General features: G+C 71.9%; 20 protein-coding genes. 13 read left to right on the plus strand and 7 right to left on the minus strand.

Annotated features, from left to right (window positions below; translation table 11 throughout):
- Positions 1-112 precede the first annotated feature (112 nt).
- From O7617_RS10160 to O7617_RS10170, 3 genes are read left to right on the plus strand one after another with little or no spacing between them, the layout of a single operon-like run.
- Positions 113-1,009: a hypothetical protein gene (locus O7617_RS10160; protein WP_282263076.1), complete on the plus strand. Its 897-nt coding sequence runs from the start codon at positions 113-115 to the stop codon at positions 1,007-1,009.
- Positions 1,006-2,370, plus strand: coding sequence for a methyltransferase (locus O7617_RS10165; protein WP_282263078.1), 1,365 nt, complete (start codon positions 1,006-1,008; stop codon positions 2,368-2,370). The genes O7617_RS10160 and O7617_RS10165 overlap by 4 nt, the downstream gene beginning before the upstream one ends.
- Entirely contained in the window at positions 2,265-2,897 is a 633-nt protein-coding gene (locus O7617_RS10170) for a TetR/AcrR family transcriptional regulator (RefSeq protein ID WP_282263079.1), read from the plus strand. The genes O7617_RS10165 and O7617_RS10170 overlap by 106 nt, the downstream gene beginning before the upstream one ends.
- A gap of 104 nt (positions 2,898-3,001) precedes the next feature.
- On the opposite strand, the gene O7617_RS10175 is transcribed toward O7617_RS10170, so the two are convergent.
- A complete protein-coding gene (locus O7617_RS10175; RefSeq protein WP_282263080.1) occupies positions 3,002-3,748 on the minus strand; it encodes an oxidoreductase in 747 nt (248 codons plus the stop codon).
- Between the two features lie 340 nt (positions 3,749-4,088).
- Here O7617_RS10175 and acs point away from each other — a divergent pair, with 340 nt between their 5' ends.
- The 4 genes from acs (at position 4,089) to O7617_RS10195 (ending at position 13,005) form a co-directional block, all read left to right on the plus strand.
- Positions 4,089-6,110 (plus strand): acetate--CoA ligase, encoded by a 2,022-nt coding sequence (acs, locus tag O7617_RS10180; protein WP_282263082.1) that lies wholly within the window; start codon positions 4,089-4,091, stop codon positions 6,108-6,110.
- A gap of 223 nt (positions 6,111-6,333) precedes the next feature.
- Positions 6,334-9,129 (plus strand): immune inhibitor A domain-containing protein, encoded by a 2,796-nt coding sequence (locus tag O7617_RS10185; RefSeq protein ID WP_282263083.1) that lies wholly within the window; start codon positions 6,334-6,336, stop codon positions 9,127-9,129.
- Positions 9,130-9,461: 332 nt separating this feature from the next.
- Positions 9,462-11,903 carry an immune inhibitor A domain-containing protein gene (locus tag O7617_RS10190; RefSeq protein ID WP_282264696.1) on the plus strand — a complete coding sequence of 814 codons (2,442 nt, stop codon included), beginning with the start codon at positions 9,462-9,464 and terminating at the stop codon, positions 11,901-11,903.
- A 169-nt stretch (positions 11,904-12,072) separates the two neighbouring features.
- Entirely contained in the window at positions 12,073-13,005 is a 933-nt protein-coding gene (locus O7617_RS10195) for an alpha/beta hydrolase (RefSeq protein WP_282263084.1), read from the plus strand.
- A gap of 4 nt (positions 13,006-13,009) precedes the next feature.
- On the opposite strand, the gene O7617_RS10200 is transcribed toward O7617_RS10195, so the two are convergent.
- Together O7617_RS10200 and O7617_RS10205 are read right to left on the minus strand one after the other, a co-directional pair.
- Entirely contained in the window at positions 13,010-13,375 is a 366-nt protein-coding gene (locus tag O7617_RS10200) for a hypothetical protein (RefSeq protein ID WP_282263085.1), read from the minus strand.
- The gene (locus tag O7617_RS10205) at positions 13,372-16,161 is read right to left on the minus strand and encodes an SseB family protein (protein WP_282263086.1); all 2,790 of its coding nucleotides are present in this window, start codon (positions 16,159-16,161) and stop codon (positions 13,372-13,374) included. The genes O7617_RS10200 and O7617_RS10205 overlap by 4 nt, the downstream gene beginning before the upstream one ends.
- Before the next feature lie 152 nt (positions 16,162-16,313).
- Between O7617_RS10205 and mycP the strand changes: the two genes are divergently transcribed.
- Positions 16,314-17,537 carry a type VII secretion-associated serine protease mycosin gene (mycP, locus tag O7617_RS10210; protein WP_282263087.1) on the plus strand — a complete coding sequence of 408 codons (1,224 nt, stop codon included), beginning with the start codon at positions 16,314-16,316 and terminating at the stop codon, positions 17,535-17,537.
- 97 nt (positions 17,538-17,634) lie between these two features.
- On the opposite strand, the gene O7617_RS10215 is transcribed toward mycP, so the two are convergent.
- A complete protein-coding gene (locus O7617_RS10215) occupies positions 17,635-17,928 on the minus strand; it encodes a WXG100 family type VII secretion target (RefSeq protein WP_282263088.1) in 294 nt (97 codons plus the stop codon).
- Between the two features lie 22 nt (positions 17,929-17,950).
- Positions 17,951-18,271 carry a WXG100 family type VII secretion target gene (locus O7617_RS10220; RefSeq protein WP_282263089.1) on the minus strand — a complete coding sequence of 107 codons (321 nt, stop codon included), beginning with the start codon at positions 18,269-18,271 and terminating at the stop codon, positions 17,951-17,953.
- A 286-nt stretch (positions 18,272-18,557) separates the two neighbouring features.
- Here O7617_RS10220 and eccE point away from each other — a divergent pair, with 286 nt between their 5' ends.
- The 4 genes from eccE (at position 18,558) to rarD (ending at position 22,437) form a co-directional block, all read left to right on the plus strand.
- Positions 18,558-20,453 carry a type VII secretion protein EccE gene (gene eccE, locus O7617_RS10225; protein ID WP_282263090.1) on the plus strand — a complete coding sequence of 632 codons (1,896 nt, stop codon included), beginning with the start codon at positions 18,558-18,560 and terminating at the stop codon, positions 20,451-20,453.
- A gap of 61 nt (positions 20,454-20,514) precedes the next feature.
- Complete coding sequence (locus O7617_RS10230) at positions 20,515-20,901, plus strand: phage holin family protein (RefSeq protein WP_088986745.1); 387 nt, start codon at positions 20,515-20,517, stop codon at positions 20,899-20,901.
- Between the two features lie 106 nt (positions 20,902-21,007).
- A complete protein-coding gene (locus O7617_RS10235; protein WP_282263091.1) occupies positions 21,008-21,505 on the plus strand; it encodes a GNAT family N-acetyltransferase in 498 nt (165 codons plus the stop codon).
- Entirely contained in the window at positions 21,502-22,437 is a 936-nt protein-coding gene (rarD, locus tag O7617_RS10240) for an EamA family transporter RarD (protein ID WP_282263092.1), read from the plus strand. The genes O7617_RS10235 and rarD overlap by 4 nt, the downstream gene beginning before the upstream one ends.
- Positions 22,438-22,788: 351 nt before the next feature.
- Here rarD and O7617_RS10245 read toward each other — a convergent pair whose 3' ends face one another.
- On the minus strand, positions 22,789-23,499 hold the full coding sequence (locus O7617_RS10245) for a zf-HC2 domain-containing protein (RefSeq protein WP_282263093.1): 711 nt from the start codon (positions 23,497-23,499) through the stop codon (positions 22,789-22,791).
- On the minus strand, positions 23,496-24,011 hold the full coding sequence (locus O7617_RS10250) for a sigma-70 family RNA polymerase sigma factor (RefSeq protein WP_088986748.1): 516 nt from the start codon (positions 24,009-24,011) through the stop codon (positions 23,496-23,498). The genes O7617_RS10245 and O7617_RS10250 overlap by 4 nt, the downstream gene beginning before the upstream one ends.
- Positions 24,012-24,225: 214 nt before the next feature.
- On the opposite strand from O7617_RS10250, the gene O7617_RS10255 reads away from it, so the two are divergent.
- Positions 24,226-26,352, plus strand: coding sequence for a PhoX family phosphatase (locus tag O7617_RS10255; protein WP_282263095.1), 2,127 nt, complete (start codon positions 24,226-24,228; stop codon positions 26,350-26,352).
- Positions 26,353-26,363 lie beyond the last annotated feature (11 nt).

Below are 26,363 nucleotides of genomic sequence, written 5' to 3' on the forward strand. Positions count from 1 at the left end.
AGTGTCATCTATCCGACTCAGCGTCTCACCCCTGCCTGAACATCGTATTGAGCGACCGCTCAAACAACCGTATTCTCCGTTTGAGCGAACGCTCAAGACGGGGGAAGATCGCATGACCGACGACGACGAACCGACTCCACGCCCGGCGACGGCGGGCTGGATCCTCGCCGGATTGATCACGCTCTTCGGGGTGGTTCTCTTCATCGGGGTGGTCAACAAGGGCCGCGCCGACAGCGCGGTGCTCTTCGTGGCGCTCCCGGTGCTGCTGGCCGCCGGGCTCACGCTCGCACCGCACCGAACGGCACACGGTCAGGTCTTCGCGGCCACGACGGTGGCCCTGTTGCTGGCGGCGGTGGCGCTGCACGAGGGTGCGATCTGCGTACTCCTGGCCGCCCCGCTGGTCTACGCGGTGGCGCACGGCACCACCGCGCTGATCCGCGTCCTGCGGCGCGCCAACCGTCCGTACGTCATGGTGGCCGTGCCGCTGCTGCTCCTGCCCGGCCTGGAGGGCAGCGGCATCGCGCCCCGGGTGGCCCCGCAGCAGACGGTCGAGGTGACCCGGGTCGTCGGGCTCCCGGTGGACCGGGTGGCGGAGCGTCTCGTCGCCGGCCCCCGCCCGACGGACGTCCGCTCGGTGCCGCTGCGACTCCTGGGCGTGCCCACCCCCGGGCAGGTCACCGGCGACGGGCTCGACGTCGGCGACAGGTGGATGTTCGGCTACCACGGCAGCGCGCACGGGCCGGGCGGCCACCTGCTCGCCGAGGTGGACAGCGTCGCGCCGGGGCGGGTCGCGTTCCGCTTCGTCGAGGACAGCTCGATCACCGCGCGCTGGTTCGCCTGGCGGCACGCGGAGGTGAGCTGGCGGGCGGTCGACAGCGGGCACACCGAGGTCCGGGTCCGGGTCGACTACACGCGGGGCCTCGACCCGTCCTGGTACTTCGGTCCGATGCAGCAGGTGCTGCTCGGCGCCGGGGTCGGGCACCTTCTCGACATGCTGGCGTTGCGGTGACCGTCGCCCGCTGGCTGAGCCTGGCACTGCCGCTGGCCGCCGTGCTGGCCGTCGGCGCTCGGGAGCGGGACCGGTCGGTCCGGGCCGCGGGGCTGCTGGCGTTCCTGACGGCCGGGATCGGCATCGCCGCGCTGCACGAGGTCGCCCGCCGGGCTGACTGGTACGCCTTCGCGCCGGTCGACGGCGCGTACCGGGGGATGCCGGTGGACCTGTGGATCGGCTGGGCGGTCCTCTGGGGCCCGCTGCCGGTGCTACTGCGCCGGGTGCTGCCACTGCCGATCGCGTTGGGTCTGCTGCTCTGGGTCGACGCGGTGGCGATGCCGGCGCTGCACCCGCTGGTCAGCCTCGGGCCGCAGTGGCTCGTCGGGGAGGTCGTCGGGCTGCTCGTGGTGGCGCTGCCAACCCAACTGCTCGGCCGGTTCTGCGCCGACCGCCGGCACCTGGGCGCACGGACGTCACTCCAGGTGGGAGTCTTCGCCGCGCTACTGCTGTGGTTCGTCCCCACGCTGGCCTTCGAGGTGGGCGACGGGTCGTGGGCCGGGCTGACCGGGCTGGACCGCACCGGGTCGCTGGTCGTCGTGCAGCTGGCGTTGCTGGTGGCCGCACCGGCTCTGGCCGCGGTCGTGGAGTTCGCGGTCCGGGGTGGCGGCACGCCGTACCCGTGGGACCCGCCGCGTCGCCTGGTCACCACCGGCCCGTACGCGTACCTGGCCAACCCGATGCAGCTCTCCGCCGTGGTGCTGCTGCTGCTCACCGCGGCGGTCACCCGGAGCGGCACACTCGCCCTGGCGGCGGTGTCGACTGCGGCGTTCGGCGCGGCGGTGGCCGGTCCACACGAGCAACACGACCTGCGGACGCGGTACGGCGACTCCTGGCGGTCCTACCGGCGGCAGGTACGCGACTGGTGGCCCCGCTGGCGGCCGTACGCCTCCGGGCCCCCGGCGGTGCTCTGGCTGGACGACGACTGCGGCCCCTGCGCGGCCACCTGGCGGGCGCTGGCCCGGCGTCATCCGGTCGGGTTGCGGATTCGACCGGCCCGGGAGCACGAGCACGTGTTGTGGCGGGCGGAGTACGTGGGCGGCGACGGTCACCGGGAACGGGGGGTGGCCGCCGTCGCCCGTGGACTCGAACACGTCCACCTCGGCTGGGCGTTCGTCGGCTGGACCCTACGACTGCCCGGGGCCGCCTCGCTGGCCCAACTGGTGACCGATGCGATGATCGCACCGCCGCATCCGGCCCGTCCGAGAGGAGAGCCATGTCCGACACCAAACAGCGTCTCCTCGACGGCGCCATCGCCGCCATCCGCGAGCACGGCATCGCCGGCGTCTCCGCCCGTACCATCGCCGCCGCCGCCGGGGTGAACCAGGCGCTGGTCTTCTACCACTTCGGCACGGTGGACGACCTGCTCGCGGCGGCTTGCCGGGCCAGCACGGCCGAGCGGGTCGAGCACTGGTCGGCACGCCTGGCCGAGACCGGGTCGCTACGCGAACTGCTCGCGGTCGGGCGGGCGCTGCACGAGGAGGAGCGTCGACTCGGCAACGTCACGTTCCTGGCCCAGATGTTGGCGGGGGCACAGGCGGACCAGCGCATGGCGGCGCCCACCGCCGGAGCGCTCCAGCTGTGGGTGGACGAGATCGAGGCGGTCCTGCGGAGACTGCTCGCCGGTTCCCCGTTCGCCGAGGTCGCCGACGTGCCCGGTCTGGCCCGTGCCGTGTCGGCGGCGTTCATCGGGCTGGAACTCTACGACGGGGTGGACCCGGCGGGTGCCGACCGCGCGATGGCCGCGCTCGACCAACTCGCGCTCCTCATGGAGATCGTCGACGACCTCGGGCCGATCGCCCGCCGGGCGCTGCAAGCCAAGGTCAACCGGGCGACGCGGCGGGACTGATCTCCGGCGGGGCCGCACCCGCATCGACCGCCGCACCCGGGGCAGGGACTCCGCACCACCCCGCACACCGGGCACCGGCCACCCACGAGCCGGACCGCCATCGCTCAGGCGGAGGCGAGGATCTCGTCGCCGATGGCGGTGAGCTGGTCGGCGCCGACCTCGACGGCCGCCATGTAGTGGCGCAGCCAGGAGCGCAGCCCGTCCGGGGTGCCGGTGGCGAACGCGCCCGCCGAGCCGACGTACTCCGGCTCCCGCTCGCGATGCCCGACGTCGACGGCGAGCAGGCCGCGCGGGTCGAGGCCGCCGGCGAGCAGCACCAGCCGGGCCGCGCCCCGGGCCACCACGCCGGACGGCCCGGCGAACGGGCGCAGGTTCAACAACTCCCCGTGTACGACGGCGGCGAGCACCAGCGGGGAGACCTTCGTGCCGCCGGCGACGAGCCCGGCCAGCCCGTCCAGCCGGGCGGCGACCACTGGGTCGGCCACCGGGCGGCCCAGTTCGGCCTCCGGCACCAGATCCCGGGCGGCGAGGACGTGCAGCTTCGCGAGTGCCTGCCGGGGGGCCTTCGGCCAGAGTTCGCTCAGGCCGGGCAGCGCTCCGGCGACCCGCAGCGCCCCCTGGAGCACCGGGTCGGTGACGGTACCGGCGCGGACCGCCTCCCGTTCGTGCCCGGCCCCTTCCAGGGCGGCGCTGGCCACCGCCGAGCGAAGGCTCACCTCGGCCGCGACCTGGCCACCGTGCCGACGCAACGCGCGGTGGCCGAGCGCCTGGTCGAACCGCGTACGCGCCTGCTCGACGGCGGCGGCGATGTCGGCGAGCGCGAGCAGCGGTGCGAGCGGGTCGGTGGTCACCCCGTCACGCTAGCGACCCGTCCCGGCCCGGCGGACCACACCCGGCCGCAACGCGAGCCGCGCCACGGAATCCGCGCGGCTCACCGCGGCATGATCAACTCGATGTCGGCGATACGGCGGTGTCCCAGCGCCGCGATACCCCCATATCGGCGAACCCGTGTCGATCATGGCCAGGCTCACCGCGCCCGGACAAGGCCGCGTACGGGACGGGCCCCGCCGCCGGGCGCGTCGCGAGGGCCGCTCGGCGCGACGGGGCGGGCAGCCCTCGCTGGCCGGGGGCCCGCCGACTACCCTCGTGGCCAGCGAGACCCAGGTCACCCGAGCGACGAGGAGTCACGGCATGAGCGAGGCATTGGCCAATCTGCTGAACGAGACGCGCCAGTTCCCCCCGCCGGCCGAACTCGCCGCGCACGCCAACGTCACGATCGACGCGTACGCCGAGGCGGAGTCCGACCGGCTCGCCTTCTGGGCGAAGCAGGCCGACCGTCTGGCGTGGTCGAAGAAGTGGGACGAGGTTCTCGACTGGTCGAACCCGCCGTTCGCGAAGTGGTTCGTGGGTGGCCGGCTCAACGTGGCGTACAACTGCCTCGACCGGCACGTCGAGGCGGGGCTCGGCGACAAGGTCGCGATCCACTGGGAGGGCGAGCCGGGCGACACCCGCACCATCACGTACGCCGAGCTGCACGAGCTGACCTGCCGGGCGGCGAACGCGCTCACCGACCTGGGGGTCACCGCCGGCGACCGGGTCGCCATCTACCTGCCGATGATCCCGGAGGCGGCGGTGGCGATGCTGGCGTGCGCCCGGGTCGGCGCCGCGCACAGCGTGGTCTTCGGCGGTTTCTCGGCCGACTCGCTGAGCAACCGGATCCAGGACGCCAGCGCCAAGGTGGTCATCACCGCCGACGGTGGTTACCGGCGGGGCAAGCCGTCGGCGCTGAAGCCGACGGTGGACGAGGCGGTGGCGAGCTGCCCGTCGGTGGAGCACGTGCTCGTCGTCCGCCGCACCGGCGAGGACGTGGCGTGGTCGGACAAGGACCACTGGTGGCACGAGACGGTGGAGACCGCGTCGGCCGAGCACACCGCGCAGCCGTTCGACTCCGAGCACCCGCTGTTCATCCTCTACACCAGCGGCACCACGGCCCGCCCGAAGGGCATCCTGCACACCACCGGCGGCTACCTCACGCAGGCGTCGTACACGACGCACGCGGTCTTCGACCTCAAGCCGGAGACGGACGTCTACTGGTGCACCGCGGACATCGGCTGGGTCACCGGGCACTCCTACATCGTCTACGGCCCGCTCTCCAACGGCGCGACCCAGGTGATGTACGAGGGCACGCCGGACACCCCGCACAAGGGCCGGTTCTGGGAGATCGTCGACAAGTACGGGGTGAGCATCCTGTACACCGCGCCCACCCTGATCCGGACGATGATGAAGTGGGGCGAGGACATCCCGGCCGGCTTCGACCTGTCGTCGCTGCGGCTGCTGGGCAGCGTCGGTGAGCCGATCAACCCGGAGGCGTGGATCTGGTACAGGCAGCACGTCGGCCGGGGCGAGCTGCCGGTCGTGGACACCTGGTGGCAGACCGAGACCGGCGCGATCATGATCTCCCCGCTGCCGGGGGTCACCGCGGCCAAGCCGGGTTCGGCGATGGCCCCGCTGCCGGGCATCGTGGCCGACGTGGTGGACGACCAGGGCCAGTCGGTGCCGAACGGTGGCGGCGGTTACCTGGTGCTGCGCGAGCCGTGGCCGTCGATGCTGCGCACCATCTGGGGTGACGACGACCGGTTCATCGAGACGTACTGGTCGCGGTTCGGTGCCGGCGCCGGAGGCGTCGAGTCCGGGCGGGAGTCGGGGGCCGAAGGCCACCGCGGGTGGGTGTACTTCGCCGGGGACGGCGCGAAGAAGGACGACGACGGGCACATCTGGCTGCTCGGCCGGGTGGACGACGTGATGCTGGTGTCCGGGCACAACATCTCGACGACCGAGGTGGAGTCGGCGTTGGTGTCGCACCCATCGGTGGCCGAGGCGGCGGTCGTCGGCGCGACCGACCCGACGACCGGTCAGGCGATCGTCGCGTTCGCCATCCCGCGCGGCAGCACGGACATCTCCGGTGAGGCGGGCGAGCAGCTCATCGCCGACCTGCGCAACCACGTGTCGAAGACGCTCGGGCCGATCGCCAAGCCGCGCCAGATCATGCTGGTGCCGGAGCTGCCGAAGACCCGCTCCGGCAAGATCATGCGCCGGTTGCTGCGGGACGTGGCGGAGAACCGCTCGCTCGGCGACGTGACCACGTTGCAGGACTCCTCGGTGATGGAGCTGATCTCCTCCGGGATGAGCGGCGCGAAGTCCGACGAGGACTGACGAGAGACGTACCCCCGCGGTGGGTGGCGGTCCGGACGGACCGTCACCCACCGTCGTCTTTTGTGGAGGTACGACCGGCAGCGCTCCCACCGAACGGGTAACGCATCGATCACGAACCTGCCGTACGGGTTGTTCGTCATTTAGTTTCACGCTCGTCGGACGGTCTCGACGCGCCCCGGCGCACGGGTCCCACCGACGTCCTTTGCCCGAGAAACGGAGTGGCATGAACAGAAACTCCCGTCCGGGGTCGCGCCGACGACTACTCGTCGCGCTGCCCGTCATCGCCCTCGCGGCCACGTCACTGACCGTGACCGGCAGCGCGGCCGCCCAGTCGTCGTCCCCCACCCCCAGGGCGGTGATCGGGGCCGACGAGCACTACATCAACTACGCCGAGCCCGAGGTGCAACCGGACACCAACGGCCGTGAGGTCAAGGGCAAGGGCGGCGTCTACACCCCGGCCGCCGAAGCAGCGCGCGCCTTCGACCGCAAGCACGCCCGGGGCAACCCGGTGGCGGCCCGGCAGTTGGCGAAGGCCGAGGCCCAGTCGCTCAAGACGGGCCAGAACCCCCGTAAGTTCAAGAAGGCGCCGACCACGCAGACGGCGAAGCTGCTGACGCTGCTCGTCGAGTTCAACGACAAGGCGAACGACGACTTCACCGGCGTGATGGTCCCGAAGACGGTGTTCGAGGACCGCACGTGCGTGCCCGGCACCGTGCAGAACGGCCCGAAGCACAACAAGATCCCGGACCCGGCGCGACTGCCGCACGAGGACAACAACTCGATGTGGGTGCCGGACTTCTCGCCGCAGCACTACAACAAGATGCTCTACAGCAAGAAGGGCATCACCGAGCGGGTCCGCACCGACCTGAAGGGCCCGGACGGCAAGAAGGGCATCGACCTGTCCGGTCGCACGATGCACAACATGTACCTGGAGATGTCCAAGAACGCGTACACGGTGGACGGGCAGGCCAGCCCGTGGATCACCGTGCCGCACTCGGAGGGCTGGTACGCCGCCAACCGCTGCTTCCAGGACGAGACCGGCGCCTGGGTGCCCGGCCGTGAGCAGTCGATGAACGGCCACCCGGACAACCCGGCCGGCGCGGGCCGCCTGGCGACCGACGCGATCGACGCGCTCGCCGCCAAGGACCCGACCTTCCCGTGGGCCGACTACGACATCGAGGACCAGGCCGACCGCGACGGTGACGGCAACCTCTTCGAGCCGGACGGCGTGATCGACCACCTCGTGCTGGTGCACGCCGGTCAGGGCAAGTCGCGCGGCGGCGGCGACCAGGGCGTGTACGCCGTCTGGGCGCACTCCTCCACGGTGGCCGGTGGCTACAGCATCCCGGGCACCGATCTCAAGGTCTCGAACTACATCGTGCAGCCGGAGGACGCCGGCGTCGGCGTCTTCGCCCACGAGTTCGGCCACGACCTGGGCCTGCCGGACCTCTACGACACGTCCGGCAACGCCGACTCCGACGTGGACTTCTGGGACCTGATGGCCTCGGGCTCGCACTCGGGTGAGATCTTCCAGGCGCTGCCGACGCACATGGGCATCTGGGACAAGTGGGTGCTCGGTTGGGCCGACCCGCTGACCATCCGGCCCGGCTCGAACCCCCGCGAGGTCAAGCTCGGCCAGACGTCGCGTACCCCGATCGACGCCGAGGACGGCATCAAGGTCGACCTGCCGGACAAGGTGACGACGCTGGCCACGCCGCACAGCGGCACCAAGATGTGGCACAGCAACAACGACCAGGAGTGGGCGGACGTCAAGCTGAGCCGCTCGGTCGACGTGCCGGCCGCGGCGGACTCGAAGTTCTGGATGTGGAACAACTACATCATCGAGGAGGACTGGGACTACGGCTTCGTCGAGCTCTCGACGGACGGCGGTACGACCTGGACCGAGCAGAAGGTGTACGACGAGTCCGGCACCGTGGTCACCACGCCGGACGGCTACGCCGACCCGAACGGTCGGATGAACGACTTCGGCGGCAAGAAGTACGGCCTGACCGGCAGCACCGACGGCTGGCGGCACGACTACGTCGACCTGTCGGCGTACGCCGGGACGACCGTCCAGGTGCGGCTGCGGCTGGCCACCGACGAGGCGTTCGAGGAGCGCAACTGGTTCGTCGACGACTTCTCGGTCACCGGCGGCGGCGCGACCACCTGGAGTGACGACGTCGAGGGCGGCGCCAACGGCTGGACGGCCACCGGCGGCACCTTCGTCGACACCACCGGCGCGGGCTGGGAGATCTCCACCGGCACCGAGGTGCACGCCCAGTACTACCTGGCGGAGTGGCGCAACTTCGACGGCTTCGACAAGGGCCTCCAGTACGCCTACGACACCATCTACTCGCACGAGGCGTGGAAGGTCGACCGGATCTCCTACAACGCCCCGGGCATGTTGGTGTGGTACCGGGACACGGCGCTCGGCGACGTCAACCACGTCACCGGGCAGATGACCGCGCTGCCCAGCTACGGCGCGAAGGGCGGGTTGCTCATCGTCGACTCGCACTTCGACCCGCTGCGCCGCACCGGCGAGGCGGCCGTGAAGGACCCGTCGGTGACGGACAACCTGCCCAGCCGTCCGCAGTCGTCGAACGCGGCGTTCTCGTTGCAGCGGACCTACCCCTTCACCGAGTGCCTGGAGGCGGCGGACGAGCCGTACAGCGCGTACTGCACGAAGTTCAAGGGGTTGCCGCCGGTGAAGTCGTTCACCGACGCCAAGGGCTGGTACCCGGGCATCGAGATGCGCGACGGTGCCGCGTACGCCCGGGACAACGACGCGTCGGTGGTGCTGCCGTCGCGTGGCAACGCTCCGTACACCACCCGGGTCACCAACCCGGACGGCAGCCCGGCGCCGGAGTTCTACGGCGTGACCCTGGGCGGCGGCGCGATCGTGCTGGGCACCGGTAACCCCGGCGACCAGGGCGTGAACTACGGCGTCTCGCTCACCATCAAGAAGGCGGCGAACGACAACTCGTCCGCCACGATCTTCGTCACCCCGGCGAAGAAGTAACGGTTTCTCGGTTAGACAACCGACAGTGGGGCCGGTGACGGAGACGTCGCCGGCCCCACTGTCGTACATCCATCAAATTGATCGAAATGGGTCGCTGTATACGGGATCGGGCCAATCATCGCTGGTCACCGTGGCTGATGAAGCCCTGGTGTGTGACGGTGAAAAGCGTTCCCAACAAAATCTTGCAACAAATCGACGCGTCCGTCTTCCCACCCGTCCCAGCAGTGTCTATGTTCACCATTGGTCCCACTAGTGGGATCGATCTCCCACCGGCCCGTACCCCCGTTGGGCCGGTTCCCTCACACCGGAGGTACCACGTGCGCAAAGTCGCAGTGGGTCTGCTCGGGCTATCACTGACGGCGACGGGCCTGGCGTTCGGCCCGTCCGCCTCGGCGGCCCCGCAGCCCAAACTGCCGGCAGCAGCACCGGCCGCTGCCGAACCACAGGCGCTGAAGGATGAGCTGCCCGACAAGCTCGAGGACAAGCGCCGCGAGCTGCGTGAGCAGGGTCTCGCCGACGTGCTGAGCGGGCGCAGCAAGCCGATCGAGCGCAACGGCAGCACTGTCGTCAAGGTCGGCCAGGTCGGCAAGGCGGGCACCAACGCCAAGTCGCGCTCGGCAGCGGGCGCTGCGGCGACGAAGGACCAGTACGTCGAGCTCAAGCGTGAGCGGACCGACAAGATCTTCGTGATCCTGGCCGAGTTCGGTGACGAGCGGCACCCGTCGTACCCGGACAAGGACCTGAACCCGGACGTCGCCGGACCGACGACGTTCGACGGGCCGTTGCACAACAAGATCCCCGAGCCCAACCGGGCCGTGGACAACTCCACCATCTGGCAGCCGGACTTCAGCCCGGACCACTTCCGCCAGCTCTACTTCGGCACCAACCCGGGCGACGAGTCGCTCAAGCAGTACTACGAGGCGCAGTCCTCGGGTCGCTACACCGTCGAGGGTGAGGTGACCGACTGGGTCAAGGTCCGGTACAACGAGGCCCGCTACGGTCGCTCCGACGACCCGATCGCGGACGACGACGTGAACAACCCGGCGAACGACCCCGCCGTCTGCGCGGACAGCGTCTGCTCGAACACCTGGGCGCTGATCCGTGACGCCGCGAACCAGTGGGTCGCCGACCAGAAGGCCAAGGGCCGGACGGACGCGCAGATCGCCGCCGAGATGAAGTCCTTCGACCAGTGGGACCGGTTCGACTACGACGGCGACGGCGACTTCAACGAGTCGGACGGCTACATCGACCACTTCCAGATCGTCCACTCCGGCGGCGACCAGGCCGACGGTGACCCGCATCAGGGTGAGGACGCGATCTGGAGCCACCGTTGGTCGGCGTTCAACAGCTCGCCCGTGGGCCCGCCGAACTTCCCGATCGGCGGCACGCAGATCGGCAACACCGGCGTCTGGATCCGCGACTACACGATCCAGCCGGAGAACGGCGGTCGTAGCGTCTTCTACCACGAGTACGGCCACGACCTCGGTCTGCCGGACGACTACGGCCCCAGCGACAACAACAACGAGCACTGGACCCTGATGGCCCAGAGCCGGCTCGGTGCCAAGAACGACGTCGGCATCGGCGACCGGGGCGGCGACCTCGGTGCCTGGAACAAGCTCCAGCTCGGCTGGCTCGACTACGAGGTGATCGTGGCGGGGCAGAAGCGCACGCTGGAGCTGGGCCCGCAGGAGTACAACTCGGCGAAGGCACAGGCCGCCGTGGTCGTGCTGCCGCAGCGGGAGTACACCTTCAACTACGGCGCACCGTTCGAAGGCTCCAAGCAGTACTTCTCCGGTAACGAGGACAACCTCGACAGCAAGATGACGAGGACGTTCGACCTCACCGGCAAGTCCTCGGCGGCGCTGTCGCTCAAGGGCAAGTACGCCATCGAGGCGGGCTACGACTACCTCTACTTCGAGGCGTCGACGGACGGCGGTCAGACCTGGACCGACCTGGACGGCACTGTCAACGGCCAGCCGATCGGCGTCGACGGTGCCGGTCGCCCGGCCCTCGCCGGCACCAGCAACGGCGCGTGGGCGGACATCAACATCCCGCTGACGTCGATCGCCGGCAAGACGGCGCAGGTCCGCCTGCACTACGTCACCGACGGTGGGGTCTCCGAGGGCGGCTTCTTCGGTGACGCGATCACGGTGACTGCCGACGGCCAGACCGTGCTCAGCGACGGTGCCGAGACCGACGCGGGTTGGGCGCTGGAGAAGTTCCAGGTGGTCGGGGCGACCTACACCCGGCTGTTCGACAACTTCTACATCGCCGGCAACCGGTCGTACGTCTCGTACGACAAGTACCTGAAGACCGGCCCGTACTTCTTCGGCTACGCGAACACCCGTCCTGACTACGTGGATCACTACGCGTACCAGGAGGGCCTGCTCATCTCGTACTGGAACACCCGGTTCTCCGACAACAACACCACCCCGGCGTCGGCGTCCAACCCGGGTGGTCACCCGGGTGAGGGTCGCAACCTGTACATCGACTCGCGCCCGCGTCCGATCTACAACCTGTCCGGGGCTCCGTGGCGCGCCCGCATCCAGGTGTACGACGCACCGTTCAGCCTGAACAAGGCCGACTCGTTCACCCTGCACCTCAACAGCCAGCCGCAGTACATCCGTGGCCAGGCTGCCGAGCCGCTGTTCGACGACACCAAGAAGTACTTCTACGAGGAGCTGCCGAACCACGGCGTCAAGCTCCCCGCCACCGGTGTCAAGATCAAGGTTCTGGAGCAGGACGGCACCTCGATGAAGATCCGGGTCAGCTGACCACTGGTCCATCAGCACCAAGCGACGCCCGGGCAGGCCACCTGCCCGGGCGTCGCCCGTTCCGCTGTCGGGGAACCCCCGGCTCGACTCCGGGTCGAACCCGGGGCTTTCCCCTGTTCAACGCGACCACCGGGGTCGGCGGCGGCAACCGGGTCCTAGGCTGTCTGCCATGACCGACCAGCGCGGTGGAACCGTCGACGAGTCCTGTGTCCTCACCGAGGGGCCGTGGACGCACCGCTTCGTCGGCGCCAACGGCACCCGGTTCCATGTGGTCGAGGCCGGCACCGGGCCGATGGTGCTCTTCCTGCACGGCTTCCCCGAGCACTGGTGGGCGTGGCACCAGATGCTGCCGGCCGTCGCCGACGCCGGCTTCCGGGCGGTCGCCGTCGACCTGCGCGGTTACGGCGCCAGCGACAAACCACCCCGGGGGTACGACGGTTACACCCTCGCCGCCGACATCGCCGGCCTGATCCGAGCGCTCGGCGAACGGTCGGCGACGATCGTCGGCAGCGGCCTCGGCGGCATGGTGGCCTGGACGGTGGCCTCGTTCCACCCGTCGCTGGTTCGTCGGCTCGTGGTGCTGGGAGCACCGCACCCGTTGCGGCTGCGCGCCGCCATCTTCGCCGACCCGCGCGGGCAGTTCACCGCCTCCACACCGGCGTTGAAGTTCCAGCTACCCCGCTACGAACACGTGCTGACCCGGGACGGCGCGGCAGGCGTCGCCGAACTCCTGCGCCGCTGGGGCGGGCCACGGTGGGTGGCGGGGCCGGACTTCGCGGCGTACGCCGAGCGGTGCCGGGAGGCCATGCGCATTCCACAGGCCGCGTTCTGCGCCCTGGAGGGATACCGGTGGGCGTTCCGCTCGCTGCTGCGGCTGCACGGCTACCGGTTCGTCCGCCTGATGCAGAAGCCGCTGTCCACCCCGACCCTGCAACTGCACGGCGCGCTGGACGCCGCCTCGCTACCGCGTACCGCCCTGGGCTCCGGCCGCTACGTCGTCGCCCCCTACGAGTGGCGGCTGCTCGACGGGGTGGGGCACTTCCCGCACCTGGAGGCGCCCGATCTGGTGCTCGGTGAGATCCTGCGATGGGCCAAGACCTGACCGGTCAGACCCGCTGCTCCCGGAGGTCGGTGACCTCGGCGGCGGGCGCCCAACCCTGGTAGACGCCGAAGTCGAAGACCTCCAGCCGCATCGCCTCCGCCACCGGCCAGCGCCCACCCGTGTATTCCACCCGCAGCCAGGCGTCGTGCTCGCCGAGCACGATGAACGGCTGCCCCTGCCAGGTGCAGGTGGTCCGCACGTACGCCAGATCCTCGATCTCACTCGCCGGCAGCACGCGGACGTAGCGGCCCGCGCGGACCTCCTCGAAGCCCTCGCCCGGCTCGGGCTGGTAGAGCCGGATGTCGTCGCCGTCCGGGCTGGCCTGGTATTCCCGGCCCTGCCAACGGGCCACGTAACCGTCGCGCTTCACGCCTCACCGACCCGTCGCCAGACCACCGTGTCGGTGTCCAGCTCCGCCACGACCCGCTCGGTGCCGTCCGCGCCGATCCGCCAGAGCTGCGCGCCGTGTGGGAGGCGCGCGCTGTCCACCTTGAACTCCGCCACCACGTCGCTGCTCTCGCCCGGGGCGAAACCGTTGCCCCGGAACGGGGGACGCTCGATGACCCAACCCTCCATGGCACGCATCGCCGACTCGTTCTGGCCGCCGTAGGGAATCCGGTAGAGGCTCGGCCGGTGCGCCGGCCACCGCAGCACGTAGATCTCCTCGGCGTCCCGGGAGAACGGCGAACCGGGGTAGCTGAGGCCGAGCGCGTCGTGCACCTGAGCCGGCGTGGTGAGGTGTGCCAGCTCGCCGGCCCGGTGCACGAAGCCGGAGACCCGGTCGTACCCCCGGTCGAGGTAGTAGGCGAGCTGAGAGGGCGCGATCGCCTTCTGCATGACCGTCGGTCGGGTCGGGTCGACCGCCGCCGGTGCGTACCGGGGGCGGGCGGTGGGCTCCGCTACGGCGGGCGTCTCCTCCGGGTCCACCTCCAGGTCGTCGCCGAGCCCCACCTCGGCGGCCCAGTTGGCCAACGCGACGATCTGCTCACCGGGCAGCTTGGCACCGACAGGTGTGCCCGGGTTGACGGCGAACGACCAGTCCTCGTCCGGCCAGCGTCGGATCAGTTGGGCGAACTTCACCCGTACCGTGTCGACGTCACCCTCGAAGTGGTCGGCGAGACGCTCCGGGGACGTGTAGACGACCACGTAGGTCTCGCCGTCGAGCTGCGCCGTACGCCAGACGAAGCCCGCGTCCCCGGGGCGGCTGCCGCGCAGCGAATCCGGTGCCGCCGGCAGCAGGACGCGGGCCAGCAGCAGGGTGGACAGGAACGTGTCGGTGCTGCCGGAGCCGGCCGCGCCGAGCAGGTCCTCCTCGACCGTGTTGGCCGGCTCGAAGTCGACCGTCGCGGGGTCTTCGGCGGGCGGGCGTCGCCCGTCGTCGCCCACGGTGCGGCTGTCGTCGCCAGGGAGCGGATCGGTGTTCGACAGGTCGACCGTCGGGCTGCTGGGGTACGCGTGGCCGCCACCGGCCGGCCCGTCGGCCCGGACACCGTCGGTCTCCGTCGCAACGGTGGGGCGCGGGGTGGGCGGGCTCGGCACCGGCTGGGTCGGGCTGTACGACTGCGGACCGAACATGCCCGGCCCGGAGGGCGCTGCGCCGTAGGGCGGTGGAGCGGTGTCGGCCGGGCCGCTGGGCCGGTGGAAGGCGTCGGCCGGGGTGTCGGTCTCGACCGGACCGGTGAGGTCGCGGGACTCGATGATGGTGCCCTCGATGACGATGGGCGTGAAGCCACGGCGCGGCGCGGGTGGGCCGGACACCGGCTCCGCAGCCGACGTCGACCCATCGTCCACCTGCGTGTACGGGCTCGGTCGGTTGCGGGGGATCGCCTGGGTCTCCTCCGCCGGAGGGCCGGGCCGTTGCGAGGCCCGGGTCAGCGGCGGCTCGGCGGTCATCCGGAAGGCGCGGGTGGGCTCCTCCGCCGACGTGTCGGGTCGGCGTGGAGGCAGCGGCTGGGTGACCTCGTCAGCGGGTGCCGGCGTGCGTACGCCTCGGGATGCGCCGAGGTCGGCCGGGGGCTGCCGGAATGCGCGGGTGGCGTCCGGATCGCCCATCGGGAAGGCCCGGGTCGCGGTCTCGTCGGCCGGCCCCTCGGCCGGTCGGCGACGGGGAAAGGGTTGGCTGCCTCGCCCGAAACGCGTCGGCGGGGCGGCCCGGTCACCGGCCTGGGCCGCGCTCGGGTCGAGGCCGCGATCCCGGGTGGTGCTGGGTTCGAAGAAGGAGCGACGGGCCCCCTGCGGCCCACCGTTGCCGTTGCCCCCGGCCGAGCCGTCGTCGCCCGGCCGATCCGGTGCGGGCCAGCCCGCAGCGGGCCTCGACGGGTCGGTGCCGGGATGGTCGGCCGGCTTCAACGGTGCGAACCGGGACGGCCGGCCGGTGCGGGGAAGTGCGCTCGGTCGAGGCGGCTCGGTCGGTGGACGTTGACCGGCGGGCAGGCCCTCCTCGCCGGGCCGACGCGACGGCTCGGCAGGGCTGGGCGGGCGGGCCGCCGGACCCGGCACCGACTGGGCACCAACCCTGGGCGTCGCACCCCACGCGGGCCTCCGCGGAGGGACCGAGGCGGGCGGAACCGGGGCGGGCGGAACGGCGGCAGCGGGAACCGAGGGAGGCTGGCTCGGAGCCACTGTCGCGTCGGACCCGACCAGGGACGCACCGGTTGCCAGAGGTCGACCAGCGGCCGGCGCGGTGCCCCCGCTGGGTGAGCCGGCCCGGGTGCGGGCCAGGGTCTCCGCCCGTTCCAGGCGGGCGCGGGCACCCATCGCACGGCCGGGCAGCCGCACATCCCCTCGGGAGAGTTGCGCCACGAACCAGGCCGGCAGGTAACCCTCGACCGGCAGGCCCGGGTTGACGGCGAGCCACCACTCCTGGTTGGGCCAGCCGACCGCCAGATCGGCGAAGGGGACGCGTCGGTTGCTGCCCGGATGGTCGCCGAGGCACGCCCGAAGCGCGGTGCCGGAGGTGAAGGCCAGGACGTGCGTCCGACCGCCGGTGGTCCAGGTGCCCCAGCCGGAGGGTGGCTGGCCGGGCTGCGTCGGGGCGGAGACCGGCAACAGCAGGTCGGTGCGGGACAGAAGCCGGAAGTAGAGCTCCTGGTCGTTGGCGTGCAGCGCGTCGCGCATCGCCACCTCGGCCTCCGTGGCCGGCTCCCATTCGGTCACGGCCACCTCCCCTTCCGAGAACAGGCCACAGGTATCGCGTACAACCTACAAGGTGGTATCAAGATCACAATGGCTGGCCGTCGGCGGCCTGCCGGGGCGCGGGTGAGGCGATAACATCCCGTCCCGGAGCCGACACGATACGGAGGCTGTCGATGTCTCGATCGATCACGCACCCGGTCCTCGCAGGTCTGGCCGCCGGCCTCCTGACCGTGCCGGCCCTCCCGACCGTCGCCGCCACCGCCGGGCTGCGCGTGGCACCGGCCTGCGCGACCACCCTCACCCCGGCCCGGCCGGTCACCGCCGCACCGTGGCCCCAGCGACGGTACGACCCCACCCGGCTCGCCCCCCTGGCCACCGGCGCCGGGGTGACCGTCGCGGTGGTCGACTCCGGGGTGGATCGGGTGCACCCTCAATTGGCCGAGCGCGTGCTGGCCGGCACCGACCTGCTCGACGCGGGCGGGGACGGCCGCCGGGACTGCGCCGGGCACGGCACCGGTGTGGCGAGCATCATCGCGGCGGCACCCCGCCCCGGGATCGCCTTCCACGGCCTCGCTCCGGATGCCCGGATCCTGCCGGTGCGGGTCAGCGAGCAGCAGGTGGTGCAGGGGCGGGAGTCGGGGCGTACGGTCAGCGCCGACGAGTTCGCCAGGGCCATCCGCTGGGCCGTCGACCACGAGGCGGACGTGGTGAACCTGTCCGTGGTGTTGTACGCGGACGACCCGGAGGTGCGCTCGGCCGTGCGGTACGCGGTCGACCGGGACGTGGTGCTGGTGGCCGCCGCCGGCAACCTGCACGACAGCGGCAACCCCCGACCGTTTCCCGCCGGCTACGACGGGGTGCTCGGCGTGGGGGCGATCGGGGCCGACGGTGGGCGGGCGACCTTCTCCCAGACCGGCCCGTACGTCGACCTGGTGGCACCGGGCAGCGAGGTGCTGACCGCCGCGCCCGGCGCCGGCCACCACCAGGTCGAGGGCACCAGTTACGCGGCGCCCTTCGTGGCCGCCACCGCCGCGTTGCTGCGCGAGTACCGACCGGAGTTGACCGCCGCCCAGGTGGCCGAACGGATCGTCGCCACCGCCGACCCGGCTCCCGGCGTGGGCCGCGGCGGCGGGTACGGCGCCGGCGTGCTGAACCCCTACCGGGCGGTCACCGAGACCGGTGGCAGCCGTGCGGCCGACGCTCGGCAGGTCACCGCGCTCGCCGACGACCGAGCCGATCCGGCGTTGCTCGCCCGCCAGGCCCGCCGGGCGTCGGCACGGGACCGGGCCCTGGTGGTCGGCGCGACGGTCGGCGCGACGGCGGCCACAGTGGTGCTGCTCGCGCTGGTGCTGCCCCGCGGTGCCCGCCGACGCTGGCGTCCAGCCGCCGAGACCTGACCTCGCAGACCGATCGCCGCGCGCACTGCCCCGACCGCTGCGGCGCAGCGGCCGGGGCACCGACCTGGACATGGTCAGCGCCCCCGGCTCGCCGCACTCACTGGAACAGCCCGGTGTTCTTCTTCTCGGTGTCCAGATAGTCGGAGGCGGAGTCCCCCACCGCCACCTTGATGTCGCGCAGCATCGCCTGGAGGTCCTGCGAGGCGGACCGCCACCGCGCCTGCCGCTGCTCGTAGGCCTGGCGGGCCTCGCCCGTCCAGCTCGCCACCAGCGGAGCGGCGTCGCGTTCGAGTTGACCGAGTTGCGAGTCGAGGCTGTTCAGCGCCTTCTGGATGTCCGCGCCGGCCTGCTGAAGCGCGGCGAAGTTGACGACCAGCACACCATTGTCCATCGGAATTCCTCCCCGGGCGGGATCAGAGCGGCAGTTGGATGCCGCCACGGTTGGTGCCGGTCACCCGGCTCGCGGCCTCGTCGTCGGAGACGTCGTACTGCCGGCCGGCGGTGCGGATCGCGCCTGCCGTCTCCCGCAGCGCCCGATGCAGCGCCGCCTGGTCCTGCGACCACTGCTGCTTGACCTGCTCGAACGATCGACCACCAGCGCCACGCCAGGCCTGCTGCAACACCTCCAGCTCGGCCAGCAGGCCGGTCAGCATGGATTGCAACGACTGGTCCACCTGCTCGAACTTCGCGGCTGTCTGCTGCATCACCGCGGCTTCTGCCTGCGTCTGGGACACCCGGACGTCACCTCGTCTCTCCGCTCGCACCTGGCTCTCGACACGCCCACCCTGGGGACGCGCCGTCCGCTTGGCCCGGCCGTCGAGCACTGAGACACGGGTCAGCGACGAACTTCGTGGCTGACGGTAGCGACCTCGTAGCAGTTCTGCTACCCCCTGCCGCTCCCCTGTGGACAACCACGGGAGCCATCGGTCACTTACGATGTGCTGCAGCCACGTCGCGGCGCGTGACGGCCGGCCGGCCGTCCTCCCGCCCGACACGCTCCCCACAGGTCGAGGAGGCGCGGTGCCGGCGATCACCACCGGAGGACCGCACCGGGCGGCACCGGCCCGGCGCGGGCCCGACACCGTGCCGCGGCAGATCGACCCGCCCACCCACCGCAGCCCGGCTCTCGCCGACCGGCAGGCGCTTCCTCGCCGGTCCCCGGCCCGACGGCCGCCATCCGGCCGCGGCACCGGCGTGCGGGTGCGCGCCGGTCAACTCGTCGCCGCGCAGGTCGCGGCGGCGCTCGTTCTGGCCACCCTCGGCCGGTCCACGCCGGTCACCGTCGCGGCGACACTCGCCGCCGCACTGGTGGTGGCGGTGGCCGTGGTCCGGGTCCGGGGCCGCTGGCTCTTCGAATGGCTGGGCACGGCCACCGCGCACGTGACCCGTCGCCGAGAGCCGGCCGCACCGGCCGGGCCGTCCGAACTCCTCGAACTGGTCGCTCCGGGAACCGTCCTCGAATCGACGGAGCTGACCAGTGGGCCGGCGGCGGTGCTGGAGGACACCACGGGCATGGTGGTGCTGTTGGAGCTCGGAGACCCCGGTGACCTGCTGGGCGACGCGTCCCGGGCCATTCCCGCACCGTCCGCGTTGCTGCCTCCGGCCGGGCCGGACGTACCCCCGCTGCGGGTCCAACTGCTGCTCAGCGGGGCACCGGCACCGGTACCGGCGGCGGCCGGCACGGTCGGCACGTCGTACCGCCAACTCACCGACGGGCGACTCGCCGGGAGGGGACGTGCGGTGCTCGCGGTGCGGGTGCTGCGGGTGGACGGCTGGTCCGGCGAGGATCTGCGCCGGGTGCTCGCCGGCACGGTACGCCGGATCGTCCGTCGGCTCGGATCACTGGCCGCGCGGCCGCTCGGCGTGCCGTCGGCGCTGCGCGTACTGGGCGAACTGGCTCATCACGACGGTCACCCGGTTCGGGAGTCCTGGCCCGCACTTCGGTCCGGCGCGCTGCTCCAGGCCACCTTCCGGCTGGTCCGCTGGCCGGACGGCGCGGGTGGACGGCTGCTGGTGCCCCGGCTGCTCGCGCTGCCGGCGACCGCGACCACCGTGTCCGTCTCCGCAGGCTCGACCCCGACCGCCGCCGCCGGGCTGCCGAGCGAGATGGCCGTACGTCTGGCCGCCGGCACGGCGACCGAGTTGGCCACCGCCGCGGAGGCGCTGACCCGTCTGGTGGCCGACCTCGGCGGTGAGCTGCGACGGCTCGACGGCGCACACCTGAGCGGGCTCGGCGCGACACTGCCGTTGGCGCTGGCGGCCCGCGAGACACCTACCGGTCCCGCAATGGACGACTGGGAACTCACCCTGGGCGACGCGGGACTGATGGTCGGCACGAACCGGCACGGCGGAGCCGTCACCGTGCGCCTGTTCCGGCCGGAGAGCACCCGGGTGTTGCTGGTCGGCGGGGTGCGCGCCGCCCAGTTGGTGGCGCTGCGGGCCCTGGCCCTCGGTGCGCTCGTGGTGGTGCAGACCTCCCGGCCGCGCGCCTGGGAACCGTTCGTCCGAGGGGTGGGTGCCCCGGGCGGGACGATCCCGTTGATCCCGCCCGGTCGGCCGGTCGCCGATGGGGTGGGCAGTGCGCTTCGCCCGTTGCTGCTGGTCGTCGACGCGGGTTCGGCGCCGGCCGACACCGAGGCGGGTCCGCCGTGGCGGGCCACCCTGGTGGTACGCGACGAGTTGACCCCGGCGGACGTGGGCACATTGAGCCGGGCCGACCTGGCGTTGCTGCAACCGCTGAACGCCACCGAGGCGGCGCTGGCCGGCACCGCGTTGGGGCTCGGTGGGTCGGCCGAGTGGTTGACCCGGATCCGGGACGACATGGTGGCCGTGGTCAACCGCAGAGCGCTGCGCTGGGCACTGCTCTCCCCCACTCCGATCGAATCGCAACTGATCGGTCGACCGGCGCGCGGCTGATCCAGCAGGATGGTCAACTGCCGGGTTACGTCGGTGCGTGGTCCGTGGCACGATCCCCGCCATGGGTTTTCTGAAGGGTCTGCTGATTCGGCTGGCCAGCACAGCGCTGGCTTTCTGGCTGGCCACACTCCTCATTCCGGGCATCTCTCTGGACTCGAACTCCGCAGTCGAGACGGTGACCACGCTGCTCCTGGTGGCGGTGATCTTCGGCGTGGTCAACGCGGTTCTCCAGCCGATCATCAAGACGGTCGGCTGCGGCTTCTACCTGCTGACCCTGGGTCTCATCGCGCTGGTGGTGAACGGGCTGCTGTTCCTGCTCACCAGTTGGATCGCCGACCAGGCCGGGCTGCCGTTCACTGTCGACGGTTTCTGGCCGGCCGCCGTGCTCGGTGCCCTCTTCGTGAGCATCGTGACCTGGATCCTGGGCGCCGTCCTCGACCGGGACTGACCGCCGACCGGATCGGCCCGCTCCGGTTTGCCGCCGGGGCGGGCCGCTGACCACGTTTCGGGAATTGGCCGCCGTCGGTGCCCATCTCGACGGTTAACGTCACGTGATGTTCTCACTGACCAGCACCGATGGCCATCTGCTCAGCACCGATCCCGCCCGGCTCGATCTGGAGCTGGTGCACCACTGGTTGTCGACCGACGCGTACTGGGCACTCGGGCGGGACCGGGCCGTCACCGATCGGGCGTTCGCCGGCTCGCTGCCGTTCGGCGTCTACCGGCCCGAGGACGGCCGCCAGGTGGCGGTGGCCCGGGTGGTCACCGACGGTGCCACCTTCGCCTGGCTCTGCGACGTGTACGTCGACCGCGCCGCCCGGGGTCGGGGGCTGGGCGGATGGATGGTCGGCGCAGCCCGTGACCACCTGGCCGAGCTGGGCGTACTCCGGATCCTGCTGATCACGAACGACGCCCACGAGGTGTACGCGAGGGAGGGCTTCACACCCTTGGACGTCCCGGCGCGGTGGATGATCCTCGACCGCCGTCAGCCGGTGACCCCGATCACCGGAAAGGAACAAAGCAGCGGTACGCCCCTTACGGTGGAGGCGTGACGTCTCTCCGCCTGGGATACCTCTACGGCCTCGGCGCGTACCTGCTCTGGGGTTTCTTCCCGCTCTACCTCAAGCTGCTGCGGCCGGCCGGCCCACTGGAGATCCTCGCCCACCGGGTCGTCTGGTCGGTGGTGTTCGTGGCGCTGCTGTTGGGCGCGCTGCGCAACGTCGGCTTCCTGCGGGCGCTGCTGCGCCGCCCCTGGGCGATGGCCGGGATGGTCGCCGCCGCCGCGCTGATCGCCGTCAACTGGGGCACCTACATCTACGGGGTCGACTCCGGCCGGGTGGTGGAGACCGCGCTGGGCTATTTCATCAACCCGCTGGTCGTGGTGCTGCTCGGTGTGCTCGTGCTGCGGGAGCGGCTACGCCCGGCGCAGTGGGTGGCGCTGGGGATCGGCGCGTCGGCGGTCGTGGTGCTCACCGTCGACTACGGTCGGCTGCCCTGGCTGGCGCTGACCCTGGCGTTCAGCTTCGCCGGCTACGGCCTGGTCAAGAAGCGGCTGGGGCTGCCGCCGGCGGAAGGGCTCTTCGTCGAGTCCGCGGTGCTGGCGCTGCCCGCGCTCGCTTACCTCGTCTGGCTGGCCGCGACCGGCGACTCGACCTTCGGTCACGTCTCGGCCGGGCACACCGCGCTGTTGGTGTTGGCCGGTGCGGCCACGGCGATCCCGCTGCTGATGTTCGCCGGGGCGGCCAACCGGCTGCCGCTGAGCAGCCTCGGCATGGTTCAGTACCTGGCACCGATCCTGCAGCTCGGCTGCGGTGTGCTGATCTTTCACGAGCCGATGCCGCCGGCCCGTCTGGCGGGCTTCGCACTGGTCTGGCTGGCCCTGATCGTGTTCACCGCCGACGCCGTCCGCACCTCCCGCGCAACCCGGTCCCGCCAACCCGAACCCACAGTCGATCGTGGAGTCGTGGTGCCCGCCCAGTCCTAGTTCGGGCACGCGCCCCGCGCTTCGCGCCCCGCGCCCCGCGCCCCGCGCCCCGCGCCCCGCGCCCCGCGCCCCGCGCCCCGCGCCCCGCGCCCCGCGCCCCGCGCCCCGCGCCCCGCGCCCCGCGCCCCGCGCCCCGCGCCCCGCGCCCAAGATCCGAGCAAGTTCCCCGATGTTGCTGCCTCCGACACGCGGGAGGCAGCAACATCCCTGATGTTGCGCGGATCTTGGCGACGCGCAATGCGACGCGGCGGGCGCGGCGGCGGGCGGGCGCGGCGGCGGGCGGGCGCGGCGGCGGGCGGGCGCGGCGGCGGGCGGGCGCGGCGGCGGGCGGGCGCGGCGGCGGGCGGGCTTTTAGGGGACCGCGTAGGTGAGCAGGGGCGTGCCGTCGGCCTTCTGCAGCTCCACGCTGGTCAACTCGGCGTCGGTGAACCGCGTGGCACCGGTGAAGCTGAGGTCGTCACCGGGGGCCGCGAGCCAGGAGCCGATCTGCTCGGTGGCACCGTTCGGGCCGCGCGCCACCAGCCGGAACGGGTACGCCTTGCCGTAGCTCGTCCGCGCGTCGTACCCGCAACGCATGGTCACCCGGGTGCCCCATTTGGTGCCGACCAGCCCGATGTCGGCGTGCACCGGCCCGGCCTGGGCCACCGGCCGCATGGCGACCATCGAGACCTGCGGGCCCGGAGTGCTCTGCGCCCCCGGCGGCGGTGCCACCGGTCGGGGCAGCACCGCGGCCGTACCGACACCCACGACCAGGGCCAGCCCCGCGGCGGCCAGGGTGGTCAGCGCGTACCGCCGCCGGTCCGCGGAACGTTGCCGACGCCGGCGACGCCGGGCCTCGTCGAGCAGCGCGGGAACCCGCGGCGGGGCGGGCGGCGGCAGGATCTGCTCCAACCCCGCCGGGTCCAGGCGCCCGAGCAGCCCGGGCAGCACGGCGATCTCGGCGACCGACTCGCGGCAGGAGGCGCAGCCGGAGAGGTGCCGTTCGTACGCCGCCCGTTCGGCCGGGGCCAAGGCACCCAGCACGTACGCGCCGTCGTCGTACGCGAACTCGCACCGGGTCATCCCGTCACCCCCATCTCGGCCAGGACCAACCGTAGAGACCGCAACGCGTAGTGGGTGCGGGACTTCACGGTCCCCGGCGGTACGCCCAGGCGGGACGCCGCCTCGGCCACCGACCGCCCCTGGTAGAAGCATTCGACGAGCACTTCCCGGTGGGTGGGGCTGAGCCGGTTCAGCGCTTCGGCGACGGTCCACGCCTCCACCGCCCGCTCGGCCTCGTCGATCACCTCCGGTGGTTCGGGCAGGTCGTCGGTGAACACCTCGCCCACCCTGGTGGAGCGCCGCCGCCAGGCGTCGATGGCCAGGTTGCGGGCGGTGGTGAACAGCCAGGACCGCACCGAGCCGCGCTTCGGGTCGAGGGACTCGGGGTGTCGCCAGGCCCGCAGCAGGGTCTCCTGCACCAGGTCCTCGGCGCGCTGCCGGTCCCCGTTGACCAGCCGGAGGGCGTGGGCGTACAGCGCCTCCGCGTGCTCGTCGTGCAGCGCGCGCAGCAGTTGGGCGTCGTGGTCGCTGATGGCGGTCTCCTCGCTTCCTGCGCGCGTCCGGCGGTGCGTCCGCCCGTGAATACGTGCGGTCACGCCGAACGGTTCAGCTCGAGGTCAGGCGGTTGTCACCCGGAGAGGTGTTCATGCCTGGTTCACATCGCGGCCGACGACCGCTCACCACGTCCTCCTAGCGTCCGGCGGGTACGCCGCCTGTCGTGCCACCGACCCTCTGGAGGCTTCTCCCATGAGCGACCGCCCCCGGCTGCTCCCCCTGTTGACCGGCAACCGCCATGGCACCCGTGACGCCATGACCTGTCTGTACCGCTGCGGCAACGCCTGCGACCACCCGGTCCCGAACACCTCGGACAACGCGTACTTCGGTGACGTGGTGAACGCGGAGGTCTCGCGGCGCGGCGTGGTCCGGGCCGGCGCGGTCGGCGCCCTGGTCCTCGGGTTCGGCGGCGCGGCGGCGGGCGCGCTCGCCGGCGCGGCGCCCGCTGTGGCCGCCCCCACCACCCCGGACGTGCCGGAGGCGTTCGGCTTCGGCCGCCCCGGCACCGGTGTCGGCAACGGGGCGCTGACCTTCAAGCCGATTCCGCCGAACAAGCTGGACACCCTGGTCGTGCCGAACGGCTACGACCACGCCGTGGTGATCAAGTGGGGTGACCCGGTGCTGCCGGGCGCGCCCGAGTTCGACGTGCACCACCAGACCGCCGCCGCGCAGTCCAAGCAGTTCGGTTACAACAACGACTTCGTGGGTGTGCTGCCGCTGGACAAGCAGGGCAAGCGGGCGCTGCTCGTGGTCAACCACGAGTACACCAACGAGGACCTGATGTTCCCGGGCTTCCCCGGCCTGGACGGGCTCTCCGTGGAGCAGTTGCGCACCGCCATGGCCGCGCACGGCATGTCCGTCGTGGAGGTGGAGCGGGTCGCGGGCACCGGGCAGTGGAAGCCGGTCGGCAAGGGCCCGCGCGCGTACAACCGGCGGGTCACCGCGCTGAGCACCAAGTTCGACCTGACCGGCCCCGCCGCCGGCTCGGCCTGGCTGAAGACCGCCGCCGATCCCAAGGGTCGTACGGTCGTCGGCACGCTGAACAACTGCGCCGGTGGCGTGACCCCGTGGGGCACCGTGCTGTCCGGCGAGGAGAACTTCAACCAGTACTTCGTCGGGGCCGACGCCGCCCCGGCCGAGCTCAAGCCGAAGCTGGACCGCTACGGCATCAGCACCGCCGGCCGGTACCCCAGCGGCAGCCGCAAGTGGGAGCGCGCCGACGAGCGTTTCGACCTGGCGAAGCACCCGAACGAGGCGCACCGGTTCGGCTGGATCGTCGAGATCGACCCGTTCGACCCGGAGAGCCGCCCGCGCAAGCACACCGCGATGGGCCGGTTCAAGCACGAGGGCGCGAACGTGATCGTGGCCAAGGACGGCCGCGTGGTCGCGTACATGGGCGACGACGAGCGGTTCGACTACCTCTACAAGTTCGTCTCGGACCAGAAGTTCATGAAGGGCAACTCCTGGGCTGCCCGCAAGCACAACCTGACCCTGCTGGAGTCGGGCACGCTCTACGTGGCGCAGCTCGACCAGACCAGCGCGGCCGAGATCGACGGCTCGGGCAAGCTGCCCGTCGACGGCGCGTTCAACGGCCGGGGTCGCTGGATCAAGCTGGTCAGCGGCAACCGCTCGTTCGTCGACGGGATGACCGCCGCGGACGTGCTCACCTTCACCCGGCTCGCCGGTGACAAGGTCGGCGCGACCAAGATGGACCGTCCCGAGGACGTCGAGCCGAGCCTGCTCACCGGCAAGGTGTACGTGGCGCTGACCAACAACACGAACCGTGGCGTCGGCAGCAACCCGAAGCCGGACGAGGCGAACCCGCGCAACGCCAACAAGCACGGGCAGATCCTGGAGCTGGTGGAGGACCGCGGCGACAACACCTCGGAGACCTTCGCCTGGTCGCTGCCGATCGTCTGCGGCGACCCGACCGACGCGTCGACGTTCTTCGCGGGGTACGACAAGACCAAGGTGTCCCCGATCTCCTGCCCGGACAACGTCGCCTTCGACGCCACCGGCAACCTGTGGATCTCCACCGACGGCAACGCGTTGGGCAGCAACGACGGCCTGTTCGCGACGGCTGTGGAGGGCCCGGAGCGGGGTCACCTCAAGCAGTTCCTGACCGTGCCGCTGGGCGCGGAGACCTGCGGCCCGTTCATCACCGGTGACAACCGGTCGGTGTTCGTCGCGGTGCAGCACCCGGGCGAGATCACCGGCGCCTCGGTGGAGAACCCGGCCTCGACCTGGCCGGACGGCGACTACGCCAAGCCGGGTGTGGTGGTCACCTGGCGCCTCGACGGCGGCCCGGTGGGCAGCTGACGTCGCACCCG

The organism is Micromonospora sp. WMMD1155 (assembly GCF_029581275.1).
Taxonomy (GTDB): domain Bacteria; phylum Actinomycetota; class Actinomycetes; order Mycobacteriales; family Micromonosporaceae; genus Micromonospora.

Coding starts and splice junctions, on each gene's coding strand:
- O7617_RS10160 (WP_282263076.1), top strand. CDS start 113: ATGACCGACGACGACGAACCGACTCCACGCCCGGCGACGGCGGGCTGG.
- O7617_RS10170 (WP_282263079.1), top strand. CDS start 2,265: ATGTCCGACACCAAACAGCGTCTCCTCGACGGCGCCATCGCCGCCATC.
- acs (WP_282263082.1), top strand. CDS start 4,089: ATGAGCGAGGCATTGGCCAATCTGCTGAACGAGACGCGCCAGTTCCCC.
- O7617_RS10185 (WP_282263083.1), top strand. CDS start 6,334: ATGAACAGAAACTCCCGTCCGGGGTCGCGCCGACGACTACTCGTCGCG.
- O7617_RS10195 (WP_282263084.1), top strand. CDS start 12,073: ATGACCGACCAGCGCGGTGGAACCGTCGACGAGTCCTGTGTCCTCACC.
- mycP (WP_282263087.1), top strand. CDS start 16,314: ATGTCTCGATCGATCACGCACCCGGTCCTCGCAGGTCTGGCCGCCGGC.
- O7617_RS10215 (WP_282263088.1), bottom strand. CDS start 17,928: ATGGACAATGGTGTGCTGGTCGTCAACTTCGCCGCGCTTCAGCAGGCC.
- O7617_RS10230 (WP_088986745.1), top strand. CDS start 20,515: ATGGGTTTTCTGAAGGGTCTGCTGATTCGGCTGGCCAGCACAGCGCTG.
- O7617_RS10235 (WP_282263091.1), top strand. CDS start 21,008: ATGTTCTCACTGACCAGCACCGATGGCCATCTGCTCAGCACCGATCCC.
- O7617_RS10245 (WP_282263093.1), bottom strand. CDS start 23,499: ATGACCCGGTGCGAGTTCGCGTACGACGACGGCGCGTACGTGCTGGGT.
- O7617_RS10255 (WP_282263095.1), top strand. CDS start 24,226: ATGAGCGACCGCCCCCGGCTGCTCCCCCTGTTGACCGGCAACCGCCAT.